Raw genomic sequence first — 20,889 nt, forward strand, 5'->3', positions numbered from 1 at the left:
CGCAGGCGGGAATCCAGAGCCGCCGACGTCAGCGACTCTCGCGAGCACCAGCGCGTCTGGATCCCCGCCTCCGCGGGGATGACGATCGAGGGGCTACTTCGCCGCCTTGCGCAGCGCGAGCCGCACCAGCGCATCCAGCGATGCACCTTCGCCCAGTTCCTCCTCGGCCGCCGCGACCGCGCTCGCCGCCTCGGCCGGCCGGAACCCAAGGTTCAGCAGCGCGGACACCGCGTCCAACGATGCGCCGACCGGCACCACCTGCGCCGCGGCGGACGGCCCCAGCGCCACGCCGCCGACCTTGTCCTTCAACTCGCGCACGATCCGCTCGGCCAGCTTGGGCCCGACGCCATTGGCACGCGCGACGGTTGCCTTATCCTGCGCCATCACCGCGCGGCTGATGTCGGCAGGCTCCAACGCCGACAGGATCGCGAGCGCCACCCGCGCGCCGACGCCCTGCACCCCGGTCAGCAGCCGAAACCAGTCACGTTCGGCGGCACTCGCAAAGCCGACCAGCCGGATGAAGTCCTCGGCGACCAGCATTTCGGTAAATAGCGTTGCGGCCTCGCCGACCGGCCCGATCGCCGCCAGCGTCCGCGCCGACGCGCCGACCAGATAGCCGACCCCATGCACGTCGATCACCGCATGGTCGGTGCCGGTCGCGGTCAGGATGCCCTTGAGATGCGCGATCATGGGCAAGGGCGGTAGAACAAAGCGGGGGCTGCGTCACGGGGTGTGGTGGCGAACAGCCGTCGTCACCCCGGACTTGTTCCGGGGTTCACCGCGCCGCGCATTCAAAGGCCGGTGACCCTGCGGTACGGTGGATGCCGGAACAAGTCCGGGGTGACGGGCGGACCGTCACTCCCGGACGTCCTTGCGAGCGTAGCGAAGCAATCCAGATCGTCTTGATCCGGCCTTGGACTGCTTCGCGATTCTCGCAGCGATGAAAATGGAGGCGGTTCAACTGAACCGCCCCCGCATCAGATCAGGCGACGGCGTTCTTCAACGCATCGACCAGATCGGTCTTTTCCCAGGTGAACAGGTCACCCTCGGCATCGCGGCCGAAATGCCCGTACGCCGCGGTCTTGGAATAGATCGGCTTGTTGAGCGCGAGGTGCTCGCGGATGCCCTTCGGCGTCAGGCGCACCAGCTGCGGCAGCGCCGCCTCGAGCTTCGCTTCTTCGACCGTACCGGTGCCGTGCAGGTCGACATAGACCGACAGCGGCTCGGCGATGCCGATCGCATAGGACAGCTGGATCGTGCAGCGCTTGGCGAGCCCGGCGGCGACGACGTTCTTCGCCAGGTAGCGCGCGACATAGGCCGCCGAACGATCGACCTTGGTCGGGTCCTTGCCGCTGAACGCGCCGCCGCCGTGCGGGGCGGCGCCGCCATAGGTGTCGACGATGATCTTGCGCCCGGTCACCCCGGCATCGCCGTCCGGCCCACCGATCTCGAACTGGCCGGTCGGGTTGATGTAGATCTTGGTGGCGTCGTCGATGAAGCCGTCCGGCAGCACGTCCTTGAACACGCCCATCACGTAATCGTGCAGGACCTTGTACTTGGCGGCATCGGCATTGTCGCCCTTCTCGCAATAGCCCGGCGCATGCTGCGTCGAGACGACCAAGGCGGTCGCCTTGACCGGCACGCCATTCTCATACTGCAAGGTCACCTGGCTCTTGGCGTCGGGCTCGAGGAACGGCGCCGTCCCCGAATGGCGGTCGGCGGCGAGCCGCTCGAGGATCTTGTGGCTGTAGTAGAGCGTCGCCGGCATCAGGCCCGGCGTCTCGTCGGTCGCGTAACCGAACATGATGCCCTGGTCGCCCGCGCCTTCATCCTTGTTGCCGCTCTCATCGACGCCCATCGCGATATGCGCCGACTGGCCGTGCAGCTCGTTGAGGAAGCGGAATTCGTTCCAGTGGAAGCCCGACTGCTCGTAGCCGATGCGCTTCACGGTCGCGCGGACGGTCGCCTCGATCTCTTCCTCGATCCCCGGCGCCCACTGGTCGTTCTCGTAGACGCCCTTGCCGCGGATCTCGCCCGCCAGCACGACGAGCTGCGTGGTGGTCAGCGTCTCGCACGCCACGCGCGCTTCGGGGTCCTTGGAAAGGAACAGGTCGACGATCGAATCCGAAATCTGGTCCGCGACCTTGTCGGGATGGCCTTCGGACACCGACTCGGACGTGAAGATGAACGACTGACGCATGGAGGCTCCGGGAGATAACGATATAAAGATAGCTTTATGTCGTTACCGCGATCGACGCCGCAACGCAAATGCGGTGAGCGTCAGGGCCGCCCCGACCAGCAACGCTGCCCAATTCCCGAGCTGCGAGAAGAGGGTGGGCGCATGGGCGGGTGGGATCGGCACGACGATCGTGCCGCTGACGTCGCGCGCCACGGTTGCCAGCACTGCGCCATCGGCGGCGATTACCGCGGAAATACCGGTCGGCGTGTCACGAATCACCGGCAGCCCCTCTTCGATCGCGCGCAGCCGGGCCTGAGCGAGGAATTGCGGCGAGCCCCAATTGCCGAACCACGCATCGTTCGACGGATTGAAGATCAACCTCGGGCGCTGCGCCGGGTCGACGACCTCACCCGAGAAGATGATCTCGTAACATAGCTGCATCCCGATCGCGCCGAACCCCGGCACGGTCATCGTCCGTGGCCCCGGCCCGGGCGCGAAATCCATGTCGCCCGGCACCAGTCGCGAGAGACCGAGCGGCTTGAGCAGCCACGGCATCGGCAGATATTCGCCATAGGGCACCAGATGCGCCTTGTCGTAGCGCCCACGGATCCGCCCTCGCCCGTCGAGCGTGAACACCGAATTGCTCGCGGTCGTCACCTCGCCCTTGCCGTCGAACTGGAGCGCGGTGCCGCCGGTGAGCAGCATGTCGCGCGGCCCCAGCACCGACGCCATCCGCTCCCGCGTCAGCCACGGGCTGGTGTTGTCGTACACCCAATAGGGATAATCATCCTCAATGAAGTCGCGGATCACGCCTTCGGGCCACATCACCAGCCGCGGTGCCGCGCCCGGCGTCCCCGACAGCCGCAGCAGCCGGGCGAGCATCATCGCCTGATCGCTCTCGCCGCGCTGATCCTGCGGGACGTTGGGCTGCACGACGACGAGCCTTGGCGCGTCTGCGGCAGCGGGCGTCGGTCCCGACCGGTAACTCAGCAGTTCCGCCACGGTCAGGATCGCGAACAGAACCACGCCGATGCCGATCTGTTTGCGCCCCGCCGGCAGCAACAACAGCCCTCCGGCCGCCGCAACGGTGAGCCCTGACAGCGCATAGGTTCCCACCAACGTCGCCAGCCACGCGACCGGCTGCACCGGCACCCACATCACCGCCAGCGGGTCCCACGCATAGCCGGTGAACAACCAGCTCCGCATCCACTCGGTCAGGATCCAGCACGCGCCGAACAGCAGCACGAACCCCGCATCGATCCGCGCCTTTCGCCCGCGCCACGCCAACCCTGCGCACAGCGCCGGAAACACCGCCAGATACAGCGCCAGCGCGAGCGGCGCGGCATAGCCCAGCCAGTGCGGCATCTGGTCCTGGAAGGTGAAGGCGTGCTGGAACCAATTGTCGTTGATCGTGAAATGCCCGACCCCGAACGCCCAGCCACGCCACAGCGCCTGTGCACGCGTCGGTGCGACATGGACCAGCGCGATCCAGCCGGCGAACGCGGCGACCGCCAGCCACCACAATTCCAGCGGCGCGAACCCGCACGCCGCGGCGACGCCCAGCAACAAGGCGCTCAACGCAGGATAGCGGCGGGGAAACGCTTCGATCGAGGAACGATAGGTCAGGGGAGGGCTTCCTTCGCCGCGGACAGAAACCGTCTCCTGCGACGCTCCGCGCGGCATCGCAAGCCATCCGCGCGAGGTAGGACGTGACGATGACGGTTGCGAGGCGTATCAGTGCAGCATGACACGTGATGGATGGACCGCATGAGCACCCCGATCGAAGTGGACCTGCCGCACCAGCTCGGCGTCGCCGGCGCACGATCGCGGATCGACGGCGGCTTCGACAAGCTCGCCGGTTATCTGCCCGGCGGGCGCGTCACCGAGCATCGCTGGGACGGCGACACGCTGTACTTCACCGTCGAGGGCATGGGGCAGCGCGTCGCGGTGCGGCTGGATGTCACCGAGCGAAACGTCCATGCCTTGTTCGAGCTGCCGGGACTGCTCGGCATGTTCGGCGAACAATTGCGCGCCAAGCTGCAGAAGGACGGTCCGAAGCTGCTGGCCTAACCGCTGCCAAACCCACCGTCGCCCCTGCGAAGGCAGGGGCCCATGTCTGTGTCGTGTGTCGATCGGGTTGCCGCAGCGATCGCGGTCGGTGTGTCAGACGGCCCGCGGCACTCCACAGCCACTGGCCCCTGCCTTCGCAGGGGCGGCCGATGACGCGGTCGCCGCCCCGCTCACTTCGCCACCGCCCCCTTCGGCACCACCGCCATCGTCCAGTCCTTCTCCGGCTTCAAATACTTCGCCGCGGTCGCTTGCAACAGTGCGGGGGTGATCGTCGTGAAGTCGCTCACCAGGCTCTGGCTCGCCTCGATCCGCTTCGGATCGAACGTCCCGCCGCTGGTCTGGAGCAGCCAGAACTGGTTCCCCGACGACGCGCGCGCCATGTACTGGAGCATCGGCACGATCGTGCGGCGCAGCTCGTCCTCGCTGACCGGCGTCGCGACCAGCTCGCTCGCGATCTGGCGCGACAGCTGGAAGAACAGCGGCACCTTGTCGGGCGCGACCTTGCCGATCGCGATCAGCCGCCCGCCGCCGGGCTGCCCGACCGGCCACTGGCTCTGCGCGCTCGGCGAGTAGCTCGCCCCCGCCACCGAGCGCAGCCGGTCGAACAGCCGGTCGTTGAACACCGCCGCCAGCACGTCGAGCCGCCGCTGCTCGGCATGATCGGCGGACCCGCCGCCGGTCGGCCAGGCAATGACCGCCGCCGCCTGATTGTCGTCGCCGTCATGCGTGCGCAAGACCGGTTGTGCGACATGCGCGGGAAAGCGCACCGCCGGCGAGCGCGGATCGTCCGCGCGGCGCGGCTTGAGCGCACCGAAGCTCTTCGCCACCGCCGCGATCGCTTCGTCGCCCTTCACGTCGCCGAAAATGTCGACCTCGATCGGCCCCGTCCCCAGTAGCGGCTGCCACAATTTCTTGAACGCACCGGCGTCGAGCTTCTCGATCTGCTCGAGCGTCGGCGTGCCCCAGCGCGGATCGCCGTCCCGCAGCAATCCTTCCAGATCGCGCGCCAGCACCCCGTCGGGTGACGACGACAGCCCGGCGTAACCCGCCAGCATCGCCGCGCGCGCGCGCGCCACCGGCGCCTTGTCCCAGCGCGGCGCGGCCAGTTTCGCCGCCATCAGCGTGAGATTGTCGGCATAATCGCCCGGCGTCGTCTGCGCACCGAACAGGAACGCGTCGTCGCCGATGTCGAAATCGAGCCCCATCCGGCGGCCGGTGGTGAGCTGGTCGAGATCGCTCTGATCGAGCGTGCCGATCCCGCTGGCGATCAGCGCGCTGTCACCCGCCCATGCCGGGGTCGGCCGATCGGCCGGCAGCGCCTGAAAGCCGCGCCCGAACCGTACGCGCAGATAGACGCGGCCGGTTTCCGAGGCGTTGGGATAGATCAGCGCGCGCACGCCGTTGGCGAACGTCACCTGCTCCATCGGCGGATCGCCGACCCGCGCCTGCGCGACCGACTTCCCTGGCTGCCCGAGCTTCGGGACGCGCGAGAAGTCGACCGCCGCCTGCTGGGTGCGCTTGCCGGCCAGCCTCGAGACGTCGGCCTTCATCGCCGCGGCCAGCTTCGCCGCCGCGCCCGCATCGGGGGTGCGGGTGTTGACCAAGGCGCGATTGGCGTCGCCCTTGAACAGCCTGTTGGTCGATTCGACGATCGCGGCGGGCGTGAACATCCCCTTCGTACGCGCCTGCTTCAGAATGTCGTAGCTGGTCTGCGGACCCGCGACCGTCTCGCGGATGTCGAGCGCGCTGACCATGTCGTCGGCCTGCTTCGCGCCCGCCTCGACCCGCGCGGTGTCGACGTCATTCTTCATCGCGGCGTCGAACTCGGCCAGCTCGCGGTCGATCTCACCCTGCGTCGGCGGGGTCGCCATGGCGTCGGCGATCACCGCGCGGATATCCTTCAACGCGGCTTCCCAGTCGGTGCCGATCGGGATGACGTTGGTGAAGGTGCCGTTGGCAGAGCGCGACACGTCGTCGAGATTGACCGCCGCCTGCAGGAAGCTGCCCCCGGCGCGCGCGCGCGTCTCCAGCCGGCGGTTGATGAGCCGCATCGCGAGCTGGTCGACCATCCTTTTCTGGTTGAAGACGATCGTATCGCTCTGATATTTCCACGGGCGTAGCACCGCGGTGGCGACGACCGGCGGCAGCGATGGCTCGGCGATCGTCTTGGCGATCGGCTCATCGGTCTGCGGCGTGCCGAAATCGGGATCGGCGGGATTGGGACCCTTGCCCTGCCAGCCGCCGAAATTCTTGACCACCAGCCGCGCGGCGACATCGGGATCGATATCGCCCGAGATGATGACCACCGCGCGCGAAGGGCGATACCATTTGTCGTGGAACGCCTGCACGCTGGCCGGGTTCGCCGCTTCCAGCGTCTTGATCGTCCCGATCGGCGAGCGGCTGGCGAGCGGCTGGCCAGCGAAGAAGGTCTGGCGCAGCGCGTCGCCATAGCGGACCTGCGGCCCCGGCGCCTCGCGCTGTTCGGCGAGCACCGCCGGGCGCTCGGCGGCGAGCCCGGCGTCGCTGATCGCGGGCGCGGCCATCATCCCCGAGAAGATCTTGAGGCTCTCGTCGAGCTTCACGTCGGTCGCGCCGGGCAGGTCGAGCTTGTAGACGGTCTGGGTCGGGGTGGTCGACGCGTTCGAATCGCTGCCGAACGTCGCGCCGAACCGCTGCCACACGCGCTTGGCCTCACCGTCGGGGACGTATTTCGAGCCGCGGAACGACAGATGTTCGATCAGGTGCGCAAAGCCCTGTTCGGCATCGGTTTCGTACAATGATCCCGCGTCGATGCGGACCCGCACCGCGACCTGCCCCGGCGGCACCGAATTGCGCCGCACCGCATAGCGCAACCCGCTGGGCAGTGCGCCGAAATGCCAATTGGTGTCGGGAGGGATGTCCGAGTCGGCGAACAGCCATGGCCGCGTGTCGACCGTGATCGGCGCGGCCGCCTGCGTGGGAACGGTGGAGGTGGCGACCGGCGCGCGCCGCGCACGCTGCTGCGCGGGGAGCGGCAGCGCGACGGAGACGAGCAGGAGGGCGACGAGCGGCTTCGCGAGCACGCGCGAATAAGGATGCATGGCCCGAGTGTAGGGACGGGCGCGGCGCGCGGCAACGGCCGCCCGCCTTTCCTTTGCCGTTGTGCGCCACGTTCTGGCCGCGATGCGGGTTTATCCGCCGCCACTTTCCTGTCGTTCGCGGCGGGCAAGTAATTGATCGACAAGCAGATGATGAGGTGAAATCTGAGAGTGTCCGCATCGGGATCGCTGGCTGCGTCGCCCTCGTCGGTGCTGGTCGCCGAACGCGGCCGGCCATGGCCGGTGCGCGTCGGAAAGCGGCTGCGCGGCACCGTCGACCGGCTGATCGCGGGATCGTCGCTGGTCGCCAACGCACCGGTGCTCGACGTGCGCGATTTCGCCTGGACCGCACTGCTCCGCGATCGCTGGCATGACATCCTTGCCGAGGCGCGCGCGGTGGCGCTGGTCGGCGATGCCGCGCCCAGCCTCGCCACCATTTCCCCCGATCACCGCGCGATCGCCGAGGTCGGCAAGTGGCGCTCCTACTTCCTGTGGGGCTACGGCTATCGCATCGACGACAATCTGACGCGCTGCCCGCGGACCCGCGACGTGCTGGCGCGCGTGCCCGGGCTGACCACCGCCTTCTTCTCGATCCTCGCGCCCGGGACGCACATTCCGCCGCACCGCGGCGTGACGAAGGGGCTCATCACCTGCCATCTCGCGCTGATCGTGCCGCGCGACGGCGACGTGCGGATGCGCGTCGGCGACCGGATCGTCCGCTGGTCGGAAGGCGAGACGCTCGTGTTCGACGACACCTACGACCATGAGGTGTGGAACGATACCGACGGCACCCGCGTGGTGCTGCTGATCCAGTTCGAACGCCCGCTGCGCCAGCCCGGAAAATGGGCGGCGGACCTGTTCCTCGGCGCGGTCCGCCGCTCCGCCTTCGTTCAGGAGGCGCGTGCGAATATCGCGAAGTGGAATGCGGCGGTCGGCCAGATGGACGGGTGATCGGCCTCCTTCGGTCATTCCCGGCCCGCCGTCATTCCCCGGTTACCGTCATCCCCGCGGAGGCGGGGATCCAGAACCTCTGACGCCTGCGCCTCTATCGACAAACCTGTGCGTCTGGATCCCCGCCTTCGCGGGGATGACGAAAGAGAGCGGAACGATCCCCTCCATCTATCCCGCCCGAAACGATCGCTTTCCTCCTGCGCGCTTGATCCGGCGCGCCGCACGCGCCACATCGCCGCCATGCTGATTGAAACCGAAGCCACGCCCAACCCGGCGACGCTCAAGTTCCTGCCCGGCCGCACCGTCATGGACGCCGGCACGCGCGACTTCGCCACCCCCGAGGAAGCGGAAGCGAGCCCGCTCGCCGACGCGCTGTTCGGGCTCGGCGACGTCACCGGCGTGTTCTTCGGGCGCGACTTCGTTTCGGTGACCGCGGCGCCCGGCGTCCAGTGGAGCACGCTCAAGCCCGATGTGCTCGCGATCCTGATGGATCATTTCACCGCGCAGATGCCGCTGTTCCGCACCGGCGGCGCGGGCTTCAGCGTGCCGCCCGAGGAAGAGACGTTCGCCGAGAACCCCGAGGATGCGGACATCGTCGCGCAGATCAAGGAACTGATCGACACCCGCGTCCGCCCGGCGGTCGCCAACGACGGGGGCGACATCGTCTATCGCGGCTTCGACAAGGGCAAGGTGTTCCTGCGGATGCAGGGCGCGTGCGCCGGCTGCCCGTCGTCGAGCGCGACGCTCAAGAACGGCATCGAGCAGCTGCTGCGCTATTACGTCCCCGAGGTGACGGAGGTGCGCGCGGTCTGATCGCGCGCCGACCTTCCCGATAATTGGAGTTTCCGATGGCCACCCCGCTCGACGACCAGGCGCTCGACCAGCTGTTCCGCACCGCGCGCACCTTCAACCATTATCGCGACGAACCGGTCGGCGAGGACACGCTTCGCGCGCTGTGGGAGCTGGTGAAGATGGGGCCGACCTCAGCCAACCAGCTGCCCGCGCGGCTGGTATGGTGCGTGTCGGACGAGGCCAAGGCGACGCTCGCCGCCGCCTGCTCTGACACCAACCGCGACAAGGTGCTGAAGGCGCCGGTCAGCGTCGTGATCGGCATGGACGTCGAATTCCACGAGCACCTGCCCGAGCTGTTCCCGCACGTCGACGCCAAGAGCTGGTTCGATGGCAATCGCGAGCTGCGCGAGGCGTCGGCGTTCCGCAATTCGTCGTTGCAGGGTGGCTATCTGATCCTCGCCGCGCGTGCGTTGGGGCTGGATGTCGGGCCGATGTCGGGCTTCGACGCCGGTGCGGTCGACAAGGCGTTCTTCGCCGACACGCCGGCGGTGCGCACCAATTTCATCGCGACGCTCGGCTATGGCGATCCCGCGACGCTCCACCCGCGCAACCCGCGCCCGGCATTCGAGACGTTCAACCGCCTCGCCTGATGCGCACCCTGGTGATCGACACCGCGACCGCCGCCTGTTCGGTCGCGCTGTTCGAGGACGAGCGACTGCTCGCGCACACGCATGACGTGGTCGGGCGCGGCCATGCCGAACGGCTGGTGCCGATGATCGCCGCGCTGCCGGACGGCGGGCGCGCCGACCGCGTGCTGGTCGATGTCGGGCCGGGCAGCTTCACCGGCATCCGCGTCGGGATCGCCGCCGCGCGCGCGCTCGCGTTCGGCTGGGGCGCGACGATCGCCGGCTATGGCGCGCCGTCGCTGGTGGCGGTCGCCGCGCTCACCGATGATCCGCGCCCGCTTGCGGTGGTGATGGAAGGCGGGCACGGTGAGGTCTTCATGCAGGGCTTCACCGCTCCCTTCGCCGCGCTCGACGCACCCCGTTCGCTGACCCCGGCGGCGGCGCTTGCAGCGCTGGAAGGTCGCCGCGCGATCGGCAGCGGCACGCGCTGGCTCGCCGCGCTCGACGCGGGTGTGCCGCTCGACGAGACCTTGCCCGACGCGCGTCATGCGCTGCTGCTCCCGCCCGCGGCGCGCGCGCTGCCGCCGGTGCCCGTCTACGGCCGCGCGCCCGACGCAAAGCTGCCGGCCGTCGCGCGCGTGCCCGCCGCATGAGCACGCGGGTGCGGCTGATCGAGCTGGCGCCGGGCGGCGCGGCGGATGCCGAGGTGGTCGATCGGATCATGCTCGCCGCCTTCGACCCGCGTTATGGCGAGGCGTGGACGCGGAGCCAGTGTATCGGCATCCTCGCCATGCCCGGTGTCTGGCTGACACTGGCGCGCGTCGACGACACGGTGGTCGGCTTCGCTTTGGTCCGCGCGATCATGGACGAGGCCGAATTGCTGCTGATCGCGGTCGACCCGCCCGCACGCCGCAGCGGCGTCGGTGCGGCGTTGCTGCGCGGGGTGATCGCCGAATGCGAGGGGCGCGGGGTGGCGAAGCTGCATCTGGAGGTGCGCGCCAACAACCCGGCGGTCGCGCTCTACGCCGCGCATGGCTTCCGTCACGCCGGGGTACGTCGCAACTATTATCGCGGGCGCGACGGACAGGCGTTCGACGCGCACACCTACGCCCGCGCGCTCGAAATTCATCGATAATCGCCTTTTGCGAGTCGGTAGCGCTTTTCGCAACAAGCGCGATCCATTACATGGCGATCATGGCTCGCAAGATCGATCTCGAAGCGCTGTGTCACGAAAAGGGCCTGCGTATCACCGAACAGCGTCGCGTCATCGCGCGCGTTCTGTCGGAGGCGGAAGACCATCCTGACGTGGAAAAGGTCTATGCGCGCGCCTCCGCGATCGACCCCGGCATCTCGATCGCCACCGTCTATCGCACCGTGCGGCTGTTCGAAGAGGCGGGCATCCTCGACCGCCACGATTTCGGCGACGGCCGCGCGCGCTACGAACCGTCGCCGGAGGCTCATCACGACCATCTGATCGATGTCGAGACCGGCAAGGTGATCGAATTCGTCGATCCCGAACTCGAGCTGCTGCAAAAGGCGATCGCCGAGCGGCTCGGCTTCCGGCTCGTCGACCATCGCATGGAATTGTACGGCGTCGCGCTCCGCAGGGACTGAGGTGCGGCTCAACGCGCGCGGCTGGGCGCGGCTCGTCGCGCTCGCGGCGGCGCTGGTCGTCGCGCTGCTGTTGCACGGCACGTGGCGGCTGTTCCGGTTGCGCTCGCCGTGGCCGCGACGCTTTCTCGGCTGGGTGGCACGGATCGTCGGGGCGCAGGTGCGCGTCATCGGTACACCGCTGCGCCGCGACGCGGTATTGCTTGCTAATCACGTCACCTGGATCGACATCCTCGCGATGGCCGGGGCGAGCGGTGCCGCGTTCGTTGCCAAGGCCGAGTTGCGCGACGCGCCGCTGGTCGGCTGGCTGTGCACGCTCAACAACACCTTGTTCGTCCGCCGTGGTGATCGGATGGGGATCGACGCACAGGTCGCCGCGCTCCGCGACCAGCTCGCCGGCCCGCAGCCAGTGGCGATCTTCCCCGAGGGCACGACCGGCGATGGCGTGACGTTGGGGCCGTTCAAGGCCGGTCTGCTCGCCGCGCTCGCCCCGCCGCCGCCCGGCGTGCGCGTTCAGCCGGTGCGGATTGACTATGGAGAAGCCACCCCAGACGTGGCGTGGGTCGGCGCCGAAGACGGTGCGCGCCACGCGAAGCGCGTCCTCAACCGCCGCGGCACGTTCGTGGCGACGCTGCACTTCCTCACGCCCTTCGTCCCCGAAGGCGACCGCAAGACGATCGCCGCCGCGGCGCGTGCGCAGATCGAGGCGGCGGCGTAAGGGTGCGGTCCGTGCTGGTTGCGACCTTCGCGCTCGCTGCCTGCTCGCGTGACGACAGTGTCGAGCGACGCGCGCGGCTCGGGCCGAACCCGACCCTCGCGCACTATATGCAGGTCGCGGATGCGCAGGCCGGCGCGCGCCGCTTCGGGCAATGCGCCGCCTGTCACTCGATCGCGGCCGGCGGTGCGGATCGCAACGGCCCGAACCTGCACGGCGTCTATGGCGCGCCGATCGCGCAGAACCGCCCGCGCTTCGGCTATACCGACGCCTTGCAGGCGCAGCGCGGCGTGTGGGACGACCAGCGACTCGACGCGTGGCTCGCCGACCCGCGCGCCACCGTGCCCGGCACGACGATGACCTTTGCCGGGGTCCGCGATCCGCTCGCGCGCGCCGACCTGATCGCCTATCTCAAGGCCCAGCGCTGACCGGCGCGCTGGCCAGCTCGACGCGTTTCGGCTAAGGCGCGCGCCATGTCCGTGCCCCAGAAGACCCCGCCGAAGACCTTCCACGTCAAGTCGTTCGGCTGCCAGATGAACGTCTATGACGGGGAGCGGATGGCCGAATTGATGGCGGCCGAGGGGATGATCGCCACCGACGACGCCAATGCCGCCGACCTCGTCGTGCTCAACACCTGCCACATCCGCGAGAAGGCGACCGAGAAGGTCTATTCGGACATCGGTCGCGTCCGCAAGGTCGCGGGCGCCGCGGGCCGCGCGCCGATGATCGCGGTCGCCGGCTGCGTCGCGCAGGCCGAGGGCGAGGAGATCGTCCGCCGCGCCAAGGTCGACGTGGTCGTCGGCCCGCAGGCCTATCACAATCTCCCGAAGCTGGTCGCCGCCGCGGCGAAGGGGGAGGCCGCGCTCGACACCGACATGCCGCTCGCCTCGAAGTTCGGCGCGCTGCCTGCCCGTCGCAAGGTCGCGCCCGGCGCGTTCCTGACCGTGCAGGAAGGTTGCGACAAATTCTGCACCTATTGCGTCGTCCCCTATACGCGCGGCGCGGAGATCAGCCGCCCGTTCGCGGCGATCGTCGACGAGGCCAAGGCGCTGGTCGATGCCGGTGCGCGCGAGATCACACTGCTCGGACAGAACGTCAACGCCTGGACCGATGGCGAGGGGCGCGGGCTCCACCACCTGATCCGCGCCCTCGACCGCATCCACGGGCTGGCGCGGATCCGCTACACCACCAGCCATCCCAACGACATGGCGGAGGGGCTGATCGACGCGCACCGCGATGTCGAGAGTCTCATGCCGTTCCTCCATTTGCCGGTACAGGCCGGCAGCGACCGCGTGCTGCGCGCGATGAACCGCCAGCACACGCGTGACGGCTACCTGCGCCTGCTCGACCGCATCCGCGCCGCGCGCCCCGACATCGCGCTGTCGGGCGACTTCATCGTCGGCTTCCCCGGCGAGACCGAGGCCGAGTTCGCCGAAACGCTCAGCCTTGTCGGCGCGGTCGGCTATGCGCAGGCGTACAGCTTCAAATATTCGCCGCGCCCCGGCACCCCGGCGGCGACGCTCGGCGAGCAGATTGCCGCCGAGGTCATGGACGAGCGCCTCCAGCGCTTGCAGGCCGCGCTCAATCGCGATCAGGCTGCCTTCAACGCCGCGTCGGTCGGGCGCGACTGCAGCGTGCTGATCGAGCGCCGTGGCAAGCGCGAGGGGCAGTGGCTCGGCAAGTCGCCGTGGCTGCAATCGGTGCACGTCGTCGGCCCGCACGCGATCGGCGACGTGCTCGAGGTGACGCTGACGCAGGCCGGGCCGCTCTCGCTGACCGGCGAGGTACGCGCGCTCGCGGCGGCGTGACCCTGCGTCGCCCCGGCCTTGATCCGGGGCCCCGCTTCTTCTTCCTTTCTGGCAGGCGGTGAAAGCGGGACCCCGGATCAAGTCCGGGGTGACGACCATCATGTCGATTCCGCCTTCCCCCCGCAAACATCGCCTGCCACATTCGTCGGCGATGCCATTGTGCCGTCACGCGCCGCCCCTATCTCGCCCCTTGCGGCGATCTGCCGCGTGTCGCCCATCGCCACAGGAGCCGCATGAGCCGTAAACCCGTCCCCGCCCAGACGGGCGAACGTTCGCGCGTCGAGGTCGTCTTCGACCGCCCGCAACTGCTGAGCCGGCTGTTCGGCCAGTATGACCAGCATCTGGTGGCGCTGGAGAATCGGCTGGGGGTCTATATCACCGCGCGCGGCAATCGCGTCGGGCTGGAGGGGACCGCCGAGCAGGTGGCGCTGGCGCGCGACGTGCTCCACGATCTTTATGCGCGGATCCAGCGCGGCGAGGAGGTCGATACCGGCCTCGTCGACGCATCGATCGCCATGGCGGCCGAGCCGGTGCTCGACGGGATCATCTCCGCCGAGCGCAGTCCGACGCCGTCGGTGATGATCCGCACGCGCAAGAAGACGATCGTCCCGCGCACGCCCGCGCAGGCGCATTACATGCGCGAGCTGACCACGCACGACATGATCTTCGCGCTCGGCCCGGCGGGCACCGGCAAGACCTATATCGCGGTCGCGCAGGCGGTCGCGCAGCTGATCTCGGGCAGCGTCCAGCGGCTGATCCTGTCGCGCCCGGCGGTCGAGGCGGGTGAGCGGCTCGGCTTCCTCCCCGGCGACATGAAAGAGAAGGTCGATCCCTATCTCCGCCCGCTCTACGACGCGCTGTACGATTGCCTGCCTGCCGAGCAGGTCGAGCGGCGGATCGCGTCGGGGGAGATCGAGATCGCCCCGATCGCCTTCATGCGCGGCCGGACGTTGGGCGACGCGTTCGTGATCCTCGACGAGGCGCAGAACACCACTCCGGCGCAGATGAAGATGTTCCTGACCCGCTTCGGGCAGAACAGTCGGATGGTGATCTGCGGCGATCCCAACCAGACCGACCTGCCTGGCGGCGTCGGCGCCAGCGGCCTGGCCGATGCGACGACGCGTCTGGAGGGGGTGGAGGGTATCTCGCTGTGCCGCTTCACCGCCGCCGACGTCGTCCGTCATCCGATCGTCGGGCGGATCGTGGAGGCGTATGAGGGGGTGTCTGGTTGACGCGCTGGGATATCCTTGGTAGCTTGAAGGGATATTCCGGAGGATGCCATGGCGTCTCTGTACATCAAGGATGAGGAGGCGAACGTGCTGGCGGCACGGCTCGCCGAGCGACGTGGCATCTCCAAGACGATGGCCGTGAAGCTGGCTCTCCAGCATGAACTGGCACGCGACGATGTTCATGTCCCGTTGCGCGAACGTCTGGCGGCGTGGCGCAAGACCCTTCCGTCCGGCAAGCGTACCGGGCTGTCGGCGGACAAGGCGTTTTACGATTCGCTCAGTGACGAGGACATGGATTGACCATCTTCGTCGACGCCTCCGCCATCGTCGCGATCATCGACGGCGAAGCGGAGGCGGACGCCTTCTCGGACGCGATCGAGGCACATAATGATCGTTGCTATTGCGCGGTCGGGGCGTGGGAAGCCGCGCACGCGATCGCCCGTTTGTGGGGGATCGACCTTCCCGAGGCCGGCGCCGTCATCGCCGAGTTCGCCCATCAGACCGGATTGCGGCTGGTGACGATCGGCGTGTCCGAGGGTCGCGCCGCGATCGACGCCGCCGCGCGGTACGGCAAGCTGTCGAAACACCCCGCCAAATTGAACATGGCCGATTGCTTCGCCTATGCCTGCGCGAAAGCAAACGGCGCGAGTCTGCTCTACAAAGGCAACGACTTCTCCCACACGGACTTCGGCTGACATGATCCACATCGAACTCACCCGCGAAGAACCGTGGCCCGACACCGACTGGGACGCCCGCGCGCTCGCCGCCGCCCGCGCCGCGATCGCGCGGACGCCGTATGGCGAGCTCATCACCACGCCTGCGCATGTCGAGATCAGCGTCCGCCTCGCCGCCGACGAGGAGGTGCAGGGACTCAACCGCCAGTACCGGCAGAAGGACAAGCCGACCAACGTCCTGTCCTTCCCGATGGTCCAGCCCGACCTGATCGACACCGTCAGCCAGAACAGCGACGATGGCGAGGTGCTGCTCGGCGACATCGTCCTCGCGCACGGCGTCTGCGAACGCGAGGCGGCGGAGCGGAACATTACGGCGGCGGATCATTTCACGCATCTGGTGGTGCATGGCTGCCTGCATCTGCTAGGCTATGACCATATGACCGACGACGAGGGCGACGCCATGGAGCAGATCGAGCGCGATGCCCTTGCCGATCTGGGCATCGCCGACCCCTATCTGATTCGCGAGGATTGAACACCACGGCCATGGCCGACGACCGAAGTAGCGCCGCGAACGGCGGCGAGCACCATGAAGGCGGCCTGTGGACCGGGCTGCGCAACATGATCTTCGGCGAGCCGCGCGAGGCGACCTTGCGCGAATTGCTGGAGAAGGCGATCGACCGCTACGAGGAAGATCCCGCGCCCGAGATCAAGGGTGACCTGACCGCGCTGGAGCGGCAGATGGTCCGCAACCTGCTGCATTTCAGCGAACGCGACGCCGGCGACGTCGGCGTGCCGCGCGCCGACGTGATCGCGGTCGAGGAAGCGACCACCTTCGACCATCTGGTCCATGTCTTCCACGAAGCCGGCGTCAGCCGCCTGCCGGTCTATCGCGGCAACCTCGACCATGTCGTCGGGATGGTGCACCTCAAGGACGTGTTTGCGATCCTCGCGGCGGGCGGCGAGCGCCCGACCGACATTCAGAAGCTGATCCGCCAGCCGCTCTACGTCCCGATGAGCCGCGGTACGCTCGACCTGCTCGCCGACATGCGCCAGTCGCGCAGCCATCTGGCGGTCGTGCTCGATGAATATTCGGGCACCGAGGGGCTCGTGACGATCGAGGATCTGATCGAGGAGATCGTCGGCGAGATCGAGGACGAGCATGACGACGCCCCCGAGGTGCTGCTCGTGCCCCTCGACGGCGGCGCATGGGACGTCGATGCGCGCGTCGAGCTGGAGGATGTCGGCACCACTGTCGACGCGCGGCTCGCCGAGGCGGAAAGCGATGTCGACACGATCGGCGGGCTCACCGCGGTACTCGCCGGGCATGTGCCCGAGCCGGGGACGTGCATCGACCACCCCAGCGGTTGGCGGATCGAGGTGACCGACGCCGACGAACGCCGCATCAACCGCCTGCGCCTCCACCCGCCCGTGCCGGTGCCCGAGGGGGTCGAGGAATAATCCGCCGTCGTCCCGGACTTGATCCGGGACCCCGCTTCTTCTCTACCGAGCGGCAGAAGTGGGATCCCGGCTCAAGTCCGGGAGGACGACGGTCGGGGCACGAACCCGGTGGCGTCTCCCCGCGCACGCGCCTACATTCGCGCTATGCGCAAACACGTCCTCGCCGTCATCGGCCTGTTGATCGCCCTCGGCGTCGCGATCTTTCTCTATCTGTCGTGGCCCGACACCGCCCGACGCGACGTGGCGGCGGTGACCGGCGCGCGTCCGGACATCACGCCCCCACGCGAGCAGGTGCTCCCGACCGTCAAGACCGCCGACCCGATCGGCTGGAAGGCCGGCGAGGCACCGACCGCCGCCGCCGGGCTGAAAGCCGCTGCGTTCGCGACCGGGCTCGACCATCCGCGCTGGCTCTATCGCCTGCCCAACGGCGACGTGCTGGTCGCCGAAACCAATTCGCCGCCACGCTCGGGCGGCGGCATCAAGGGCTGGGTGATGCGCCACTTGCTCGGCAAGGTCGGCGCGGGCGTCCCCTCCGCCAACCGCATCACGCTGCTGCGTGACGCGAACGGCGACGGCGTGGCGGAGCTGAAGACGCCGTTCCTGACCGGGCTCAACTCGCCGTCGGGCATGGCGCTGCTGGGCGGCCAGCTCTACGTCGCCAACACCGATGCGCTGGTCCGCGTGCCGTATCGCGACGGCGAGACGACGATCACCGCGCGTCCCGAGACGGTCGTCCGCTATCCCGGCGGCGGCAACCACTGGTCGCGCAACGTGATCGTCGCCGAGGACGGCAAGACGCTCTACGTCTCGGTCGGCTCGGCCACCAACATCGCCGACGACGGGCTCGACGTCGAGCACGACCGCGCCGCGATCCTGCAGGTCTATCCCGACAGCAAGAAATATCGCGTCTTCGCCGCCGGCATTCGCAACGCCAATGGCATGGCGCTGGTCCCCGGCACTGACCGGCTGTGGACCGTCGTCAACGAGCGCGACATGCTCGGTTCCGATCTCGTCCCCGATTACCTGACAGCGGTTGAGCTGGGCGATCATTTCGGCTGGCCGTGGTATTATTGGGGCGGCTATATCGACCCGCGCGTCGAGCCGAAGAACCCGCAATTGCAGCAATATGCCAAGCGACCCGATTATGCCTTGGGGCCGCACGTCGCCGCGCTCGGGCTGACCTTCGCGGCGGACGCGAAGCTCGGCGACCGCTTCGCGCGCGGCGCGTTCATCGGCGAGCATGGCTCGTGGAACCGCAAGCCGCTGTCGGGCTACAAGGTGGTCTTCGTCCCCTTCGACGCGAGCGGCTGGCCGGTGAAGGGTGCCAAGCCCGTCGACGTGCTGACCGGCTTCCTCAACAAGGACGACGAGGCGCACGGCCGCCCGGTCGGCGTCATCACCGACAGGACGGGCGCGCTGCTGGTCGCGGACGACGTCGGCAACACGATCTGGCGGGTCAGCGCGGGCGGTTGAGCCAGCGGGCGTGGGCTGGGTGTACATCATGACCGATGCACCCAGCGGCACGCTCTTCATCGGCGTGACCGGCAATCTGGCGGCGCGCGTCCAGCAGCATCGCGAGGGCAGGGGTTCGGACTTCTGCCGCGAACACGGCCTGACGTGATTGGTCTACGTCGAGTGGCACGACACGATGCTCGAAGCGATCACGCGCGAGAAGGCGCTGAAAAAATGGAAGCGCGCGTGGAAGCTCAACCTGATCGGTAAGATGAATCCCGATTGGGACGACCTGTGGGAAAAGATCAACATGTGATCCACCGTCGCCCCTGCGAAGGCAGGGGCCCATGTCTGTCGCGTTCCGCGGGCCATCTTGGACACACGACCAGCCTGTGTGTCCGAACCCGCACAAACCGACTAGACAGACATAGGCCCCTGCCTGCGCAGGGGCGACGGCATTAACTATCCCGCCCCATAAAGCGCATCCAACCGCGCGCCATACACCTGCCGCAACACATGCCGGCGGATCTTCAAGCTTGGCGTCAGCTGCTCGTTCTCGATCGAGAACGGCGCGTCCGCGAGGATCCACCGCCGCACCCGCTCGGTCACCGACAGCATCGCATTGGTGCGATCCACCGCCGCCTGCACCGCCGACCGATACGCCGGGTCCTCCGCCAGCAATGCGCCCTGCTTGCCGTGCGCCGCCGCCCATTCCGCGCTCCACTCGGCATCTGGCACCAGCACCGCCACCATATGCGGCTTGCGGTCACCCGCGATCATCGCCTGCCCGATTTCGGGCTGGAGCGTGAGCAGCCCCTCGACCTTCTGCGGCGCGACATTCTCGCCTTTGTCGTTGATGATGAGGTCTTTCTTGCGATCGGTGATGCGGATGCGCCCGCCGGCATCGATTTCGCCGATATCGCCGGTGTGTAGCCAGCCGTCCTTGAGCACCCGCGCGGTCTCGGCCTCGTTGCGCCAGTAACCGTGCATCACCAATTCGCCGCGCACCAAGATTTCGCCATCCTCGGCGATCTTCACCTCGGTAGCGGCGAGCGGCGGCCCGACCGAGTCCATCGTCACCCCGGCGCTCGGGCGGTTGCACGAGATCACCGGCGCCGCCTCGGTCTGGCCATAGCCCTGCAGGAAGGTGACGCCAAGCGACTGGAAGAACACGCCGACCTCCGGGGTCAGCGGCGCACCGCCGGAGATCATCGCCTTCATCCGTCCGCCGAACTTGCGCGCGATCTTGGGCTTGAACAGCGTGTCGACCAGCAGCGCCTTGGGCCGGTCGCCCAGCCGCAGCCGCCCGGCATCGCGCTTCGCCCCGATATCGAGCGCGGCGGCGAGCAATTTGGCGGGCAGGCCGCCCTGCCGCTCGATCGCCTTGCTGATCCGCGTGCGCAGCACCTCGAACAAGCGCGGCACGACGAACATGATCGTCGGGCGCACCTCCTCGATATTGGCGGCGAGCTTGTCGATCCCCTCGGCATAATAGATCTGCCCGCCCATCCCGATCGGGAAGTGCTGTCCGCCGGTATGCTCATAGGCGTGGCTGAGCGGCAGGAACGACAGGAATACCTCGTCGCCCCAGCCGAAATCCTCCGCCACCACCGCCGAGCAGCCCGCGACATTGTGCAGGATCGCGCCGTGATGCTGCATCACCCCGCGCGGCGCGCCGCCGGTGCCGCTGGTGTAGATGATGCACGCCAGATCATCGCGCGCGAAATCGGCTTGCGCGGCGACCGTGGCGACCTCGGTGGGATGGCGCTCGATCAGCGTCTGCCAATCGTGGACGTCGATCGCGGTCTGCCCCAGCCGCATCGCATCGATCCCGATCAGCATCTGCGGCCGGATCGAGCGCAGGATCGCGGGCATCAGGGTCTTCGCGAGCTTCGCGGTCGAGACGATCACCGCCTTCGCACCCGAATTCTCGATAATGTGCGCGTGGTCGCGCTCGGTGTTGGTCGTGTAGGTCGGCACGGTCACGCAGCCCGCCGCCATGATCGCCAGATCGGACAGGCACCATTCGGGGCGGTTCTCAGCGACCAGCATCACGCGGTCGCCGCGCTCCAGCCCGACCGCGCGCAGCCCCGTCGCCAGCCGCGCGACCGTCTCGGCCGCCTGTCGCCAGCTCGTCGACACCCATTTGCCGTCGCGCTTCTGCCACAGGAACGGCGCATCGCCCTTCTCCGCGGCGCGGGTGAAGAACATCGTCACCAGATTGGGGAATGGTTCCAGCCGACGAAT

General features: G+C 68.3%; 21 protein-coding genes and 1 pseudogene. 17 read left to right on the top strand and 5 right to left on the bottom strand.

The genetic code is table 11. The features are described 5' to 3' along the window. Nucleotides 1-93: 93 nt before the first annotated feature. The 3 genes from ruvA to lnt form a co-directional block, all read right to left on the bottom strand. Nucleotides 94-690: a Holliday junction branch migration protein RuvA gene (gene ruvA, locus PGN12_04390; GenBank protein ID MEH3103126.1), complete on the bottom strand. Its 597-nt coding sequence runs from the start codon at nucleotides 688-690 to the stop codon at nucleotides 94-96. Nucleotides 691-982: 292 nt separating this feature from the next. After that, nucleotides 983-2,200: a methionine adenosyltransferase gene (gene metK / locus PGN12_04395; GenBank protein ID MEH3103127.1), complete on the bottom strand. Its 1,218-nt coding sequence runs from the start codon at nucleotides 2,198-2,200 to the stop codon at nucleotides 983-985. Nucleotides 2,201-2,242: 42 nt separating this feature from the next. Then, the gene (gene lnt, locus PGN12_04400) at nucleotides 2,243-3,862 is read right to left on the bottom strand and encodes an apolipoprotein N-acyltransferase (GenBank protein ID MEH3103128.1); all 1,620 of its coding nucleotides are present in this window, start codon (nucleotides 3,860-3,862) and stop codon (nucleotides 2,243-2,245) included. Between the two features lie 84 nt (nucleotides 3,863-3,946). Between lnt and PGN12_04405 the strand changes: the two genes are divergently transcribed. Then, a complete protein-coding gene (locus tag PGN12_04405) occupies nucleotides 3,947-4,249 on the top strand; it encodes a polyhydroxyalkanoic acid system family protein (protein MEH3103129.1) in 303 nt (100 codons plus the stop codon). 170 nt (nucleotides 4,250-4,419) lie between these two features. Here the strand turns inward: PGN12_04405 and PGN12_04410 are convergent, their stop codons facing one another. Continuing rightward, a complete protein-coding gene (locus PGN12_04410; GenBank protein MEH3103130.1) occupies nucleotides 4,420-7,329 on the bottom strand; it encodes an insulinase family protein in 2,910 nt (969 codons plus the stop codon). A 168-nt stretch (nucleotides 7,330-7,497) separates the two neighbouring features. Between PGN12_04410 and PGN12_04415 the strand changes: the two genes are divergently transcribed. The 16 genes and pseudogenes from PGN12_04415 (at nucleotide 7,498) to PGN12_04490 (ending at nucleotide 18,958) form a co-directional block, all read left to right on the top strand. Beyond that, complete coding sequence (locus PGN12_04415) at nucleotides 7,498-8,277, top strand: aspartyl/asparaginyl beta-hydroxylase domain-containing protein (GenBank protein ID MEH3103131.1); 780 nt, start codon at nucleotides 7,498-7,500, stop codon at nucleotides 8,275-8,277. A gap of 240 nt (nucleotides 8,278-8,517) precedes the next feature. Next, the gene (locus PGN12_04420; protein ID MEH3103132.1) at nucleotides 8,518-9,090 is read left to right on the top strand and encodes a NifU family protein; all 573 of its coding nucleotides are present in this window, start codon (nucleotides 8,518-8,520) and stop codon (nucleotides 9,088-9,090) included. 35 nt (nucleotides 9,091-9,125) lie between these two features. Beyond that, nucleotides 9,126-9,719 carry a malonic semialdehyde reductase gene (locus tag PGN12_04425; GenBank protein MEH3103133.1) on the top strand — a complete coding sequence of 198 codons (594 nt, stop codon included), beginning with the start codon at nucleotides 9,126-9,128 and terminating at the stop codon, nucleotides 9,717-9,719. Continuing rightward, nucleotides 9,719-10,348: a tRNA (adenosine(37)-N6)-threonylcarbamoyltransferase complex dimerization subunit type 1 TsaB gene (gene tsaB / locus PGN12_04430; protein MEH3103134.1), complete on the top strand. Its 630-nt coding sequence runs from the start codon at nucleotides 9,719-9,721 to the stop codon at nucleotides 10,346-10,348. Before PGN12_04425 ends, tsaB begins: the two co-directional genes overlap by 1 nt. Continuing rightward, nucleotides 10,345-10,830, top strand: coding sequence for a ribosomal protein S18-alanine N-acetyltransferase (rimI, locus tag PGN12_04435; protein ID MEH3103135.1), 486 nt, complete (start codon nucleotides 10,345-10,347; stop codon nucleotides 10,828-10,830). The genes tsaB and rimI overlap by 4 nt, the downstream gene beginning before the upstream one ends. Nucleotides 10,831-10,889: 59 nt before the next feature. Then, nucleotides 10,890-11,309: a Fur family transcriptional regulator gene (locus PGN12_04440; GenBank protein MEH3103136.1), complete on the top strand. Its 420-nt coding sequence runs from the start codon at nucleotides 10,890-10,892 to the stop codon at nucleotides 11,307-11,309. A 1-nt stretch (nucleotide 11,310) separates the two neighbouring features. Then, a complete protein-coding gene (locus PGN12_04445; protein MEH3103137.1) occupies nucleotides 11,311-12,024 on the top strand; it encodes a lysophospholipid acyltransferase family protein in 714 nt (237 codons plus the stop codon). 2 nt (nucleotides 12,025-12,026) lie between these two features. Next, nucleotides 12,027-12,449 carry a c-type cytochrome gene (locus tag PGN12_04450; GenBank protein ID MEH3103138.1) on the top strand — a complete coding sequence of 141 codons (423 nt, stop codon included), beginning with the start codon at nucleotides 12,027-12,029 and terminating at the stop codon, nucleotides 12,447-12,449. 45 nt (nucleotides 12,450-12,494) lie between these two features. Beyond that, the gene (gene miaB / locus PGN12_04455; protein MEH3103139.1) at nucleotides 12,495-13,829 is read left to right on the top strand and encodes a tRNA (N6-isopentenyl adenosine(37)-C2)-methylthiotransferase MiaB; all 1,335 of its coding nucleotides are present in this window, start codon (nucleotides 12,495-12,497) and stop codon (nucleotides 13,827-13,829) included. Nucleotides 13,830-14,062: 233 nt separating this feature from the next. Next, nucleotides 14,063-15,061 carry a PhoH family protein gene (locus PGN12_04460; protein ID MEH3103140.1) on the top strand — a complete coding sequence of 333 codons (999 nt, stop codon included), beginning with the start codon at nucleotides 14,063-14,065 and terminating at the stop codon, nucleotides 15,059-15,061. A gap of 48 nt (nucleotides 15,062-15,109) precedes the next feature. Continuing rightward, nucleotides 15,110-15,358, top strand: coding sequence for a type II toxin-antitoxin system VapB family antitoxin (locus PGN12_04465; GenBank protein MEH3103141.1), 249 nt, complete (start codon nucleotides 15,110-15,112; stop codon nucleotides 15,356-15,358). Next, nucleotides 15,355-15,753: a type II toxin-antitoxin system VapC family toxin gene (locus PGN12_04470; protein ID MEH3103142.1), complete on the top strand. Its 399-nt coding sequence runs from the start codon at nucleotides 15,355-15,357 to the stop codon at nucleotides 15,751-15,753. The genes PGN12_04465 and PGN12_04470 overlap by 4 nt, the downstream gene beginning before the upstream one ends. Before the next feature lies 1 nt (nucleotide 15,754). Further along, a complete protein-coding gene (gene ybeY / locus PGN12_04475; protein ID MEH3103143.1) occupies nucleotides 15,755-16,264 on the top strand; it encodes an rRNA maturation RNase YbeY in 510 nt (169 codons plus the stop codon). 11 nt (nucleotides 16,265-16,275) lie between these two features. Further along, nucleotides 16,276-17,190 carry a hemolysin family protein gene (locus PGN12_04480; GenBank protein MEH3103144.1) on the top strand — a complete coding sequence of 305 codons (915 nt, stop codon included), beginning with the start codon at nucleotides 16,276-16,278 and terminating at the stop codon, nucleotides 17,188-17,190. A 144-nt stretch (nucleotides 17,191-17,334) separates the two neighbouring features. Then, a complete protein-coding gene (locus PGN12_04485) occupies nucleotides 17,335-18,663 on the top strand; it encodes a sorbosone dehydrogenase family protein (GenBank protein ID MEH3103145.1) in 1,329 nt (442 codons plus the stop codon). Between the two features lie 10 nt (nucleotides 18,664-18,673). Next, nucleotides 18,674-18,958, top strand: a pseudogene (locus PGN12_04490) (GIY-YIG nuclease family protein). A 146-nt stretch (nucleotides 18,959-19,104) separates the two neighbouring features. On the opposite strand, the gene PGN12_04495 reads toward PGN12_04490, so the two are convergent. Continuing rightward, on the bottom strand, nucleotides 19,105-20,889 hold the full coding sequence (locus tag PGN12_04495) for an AMP-dependent synthetase/ligase (GenBank protein ID MEH3103146.1): 1,785 nt from the start codon (nucleotides 20,887-20,889) through the stop codon (nucleotides 19,105-19,107).

Origin of the sequence: Sphingomonas phyllosphaerae, assembly GCA_036946405.1 — a bacterium.
GTDB classification, from domain to species: domain Bacteria; phylum Pseudomonadota; class Alphaproteobacteria; order Sphingomonadales; family Sphingomonadaceae; genus Sphingomonas; species Sphingomonas phyllosphaerae_D.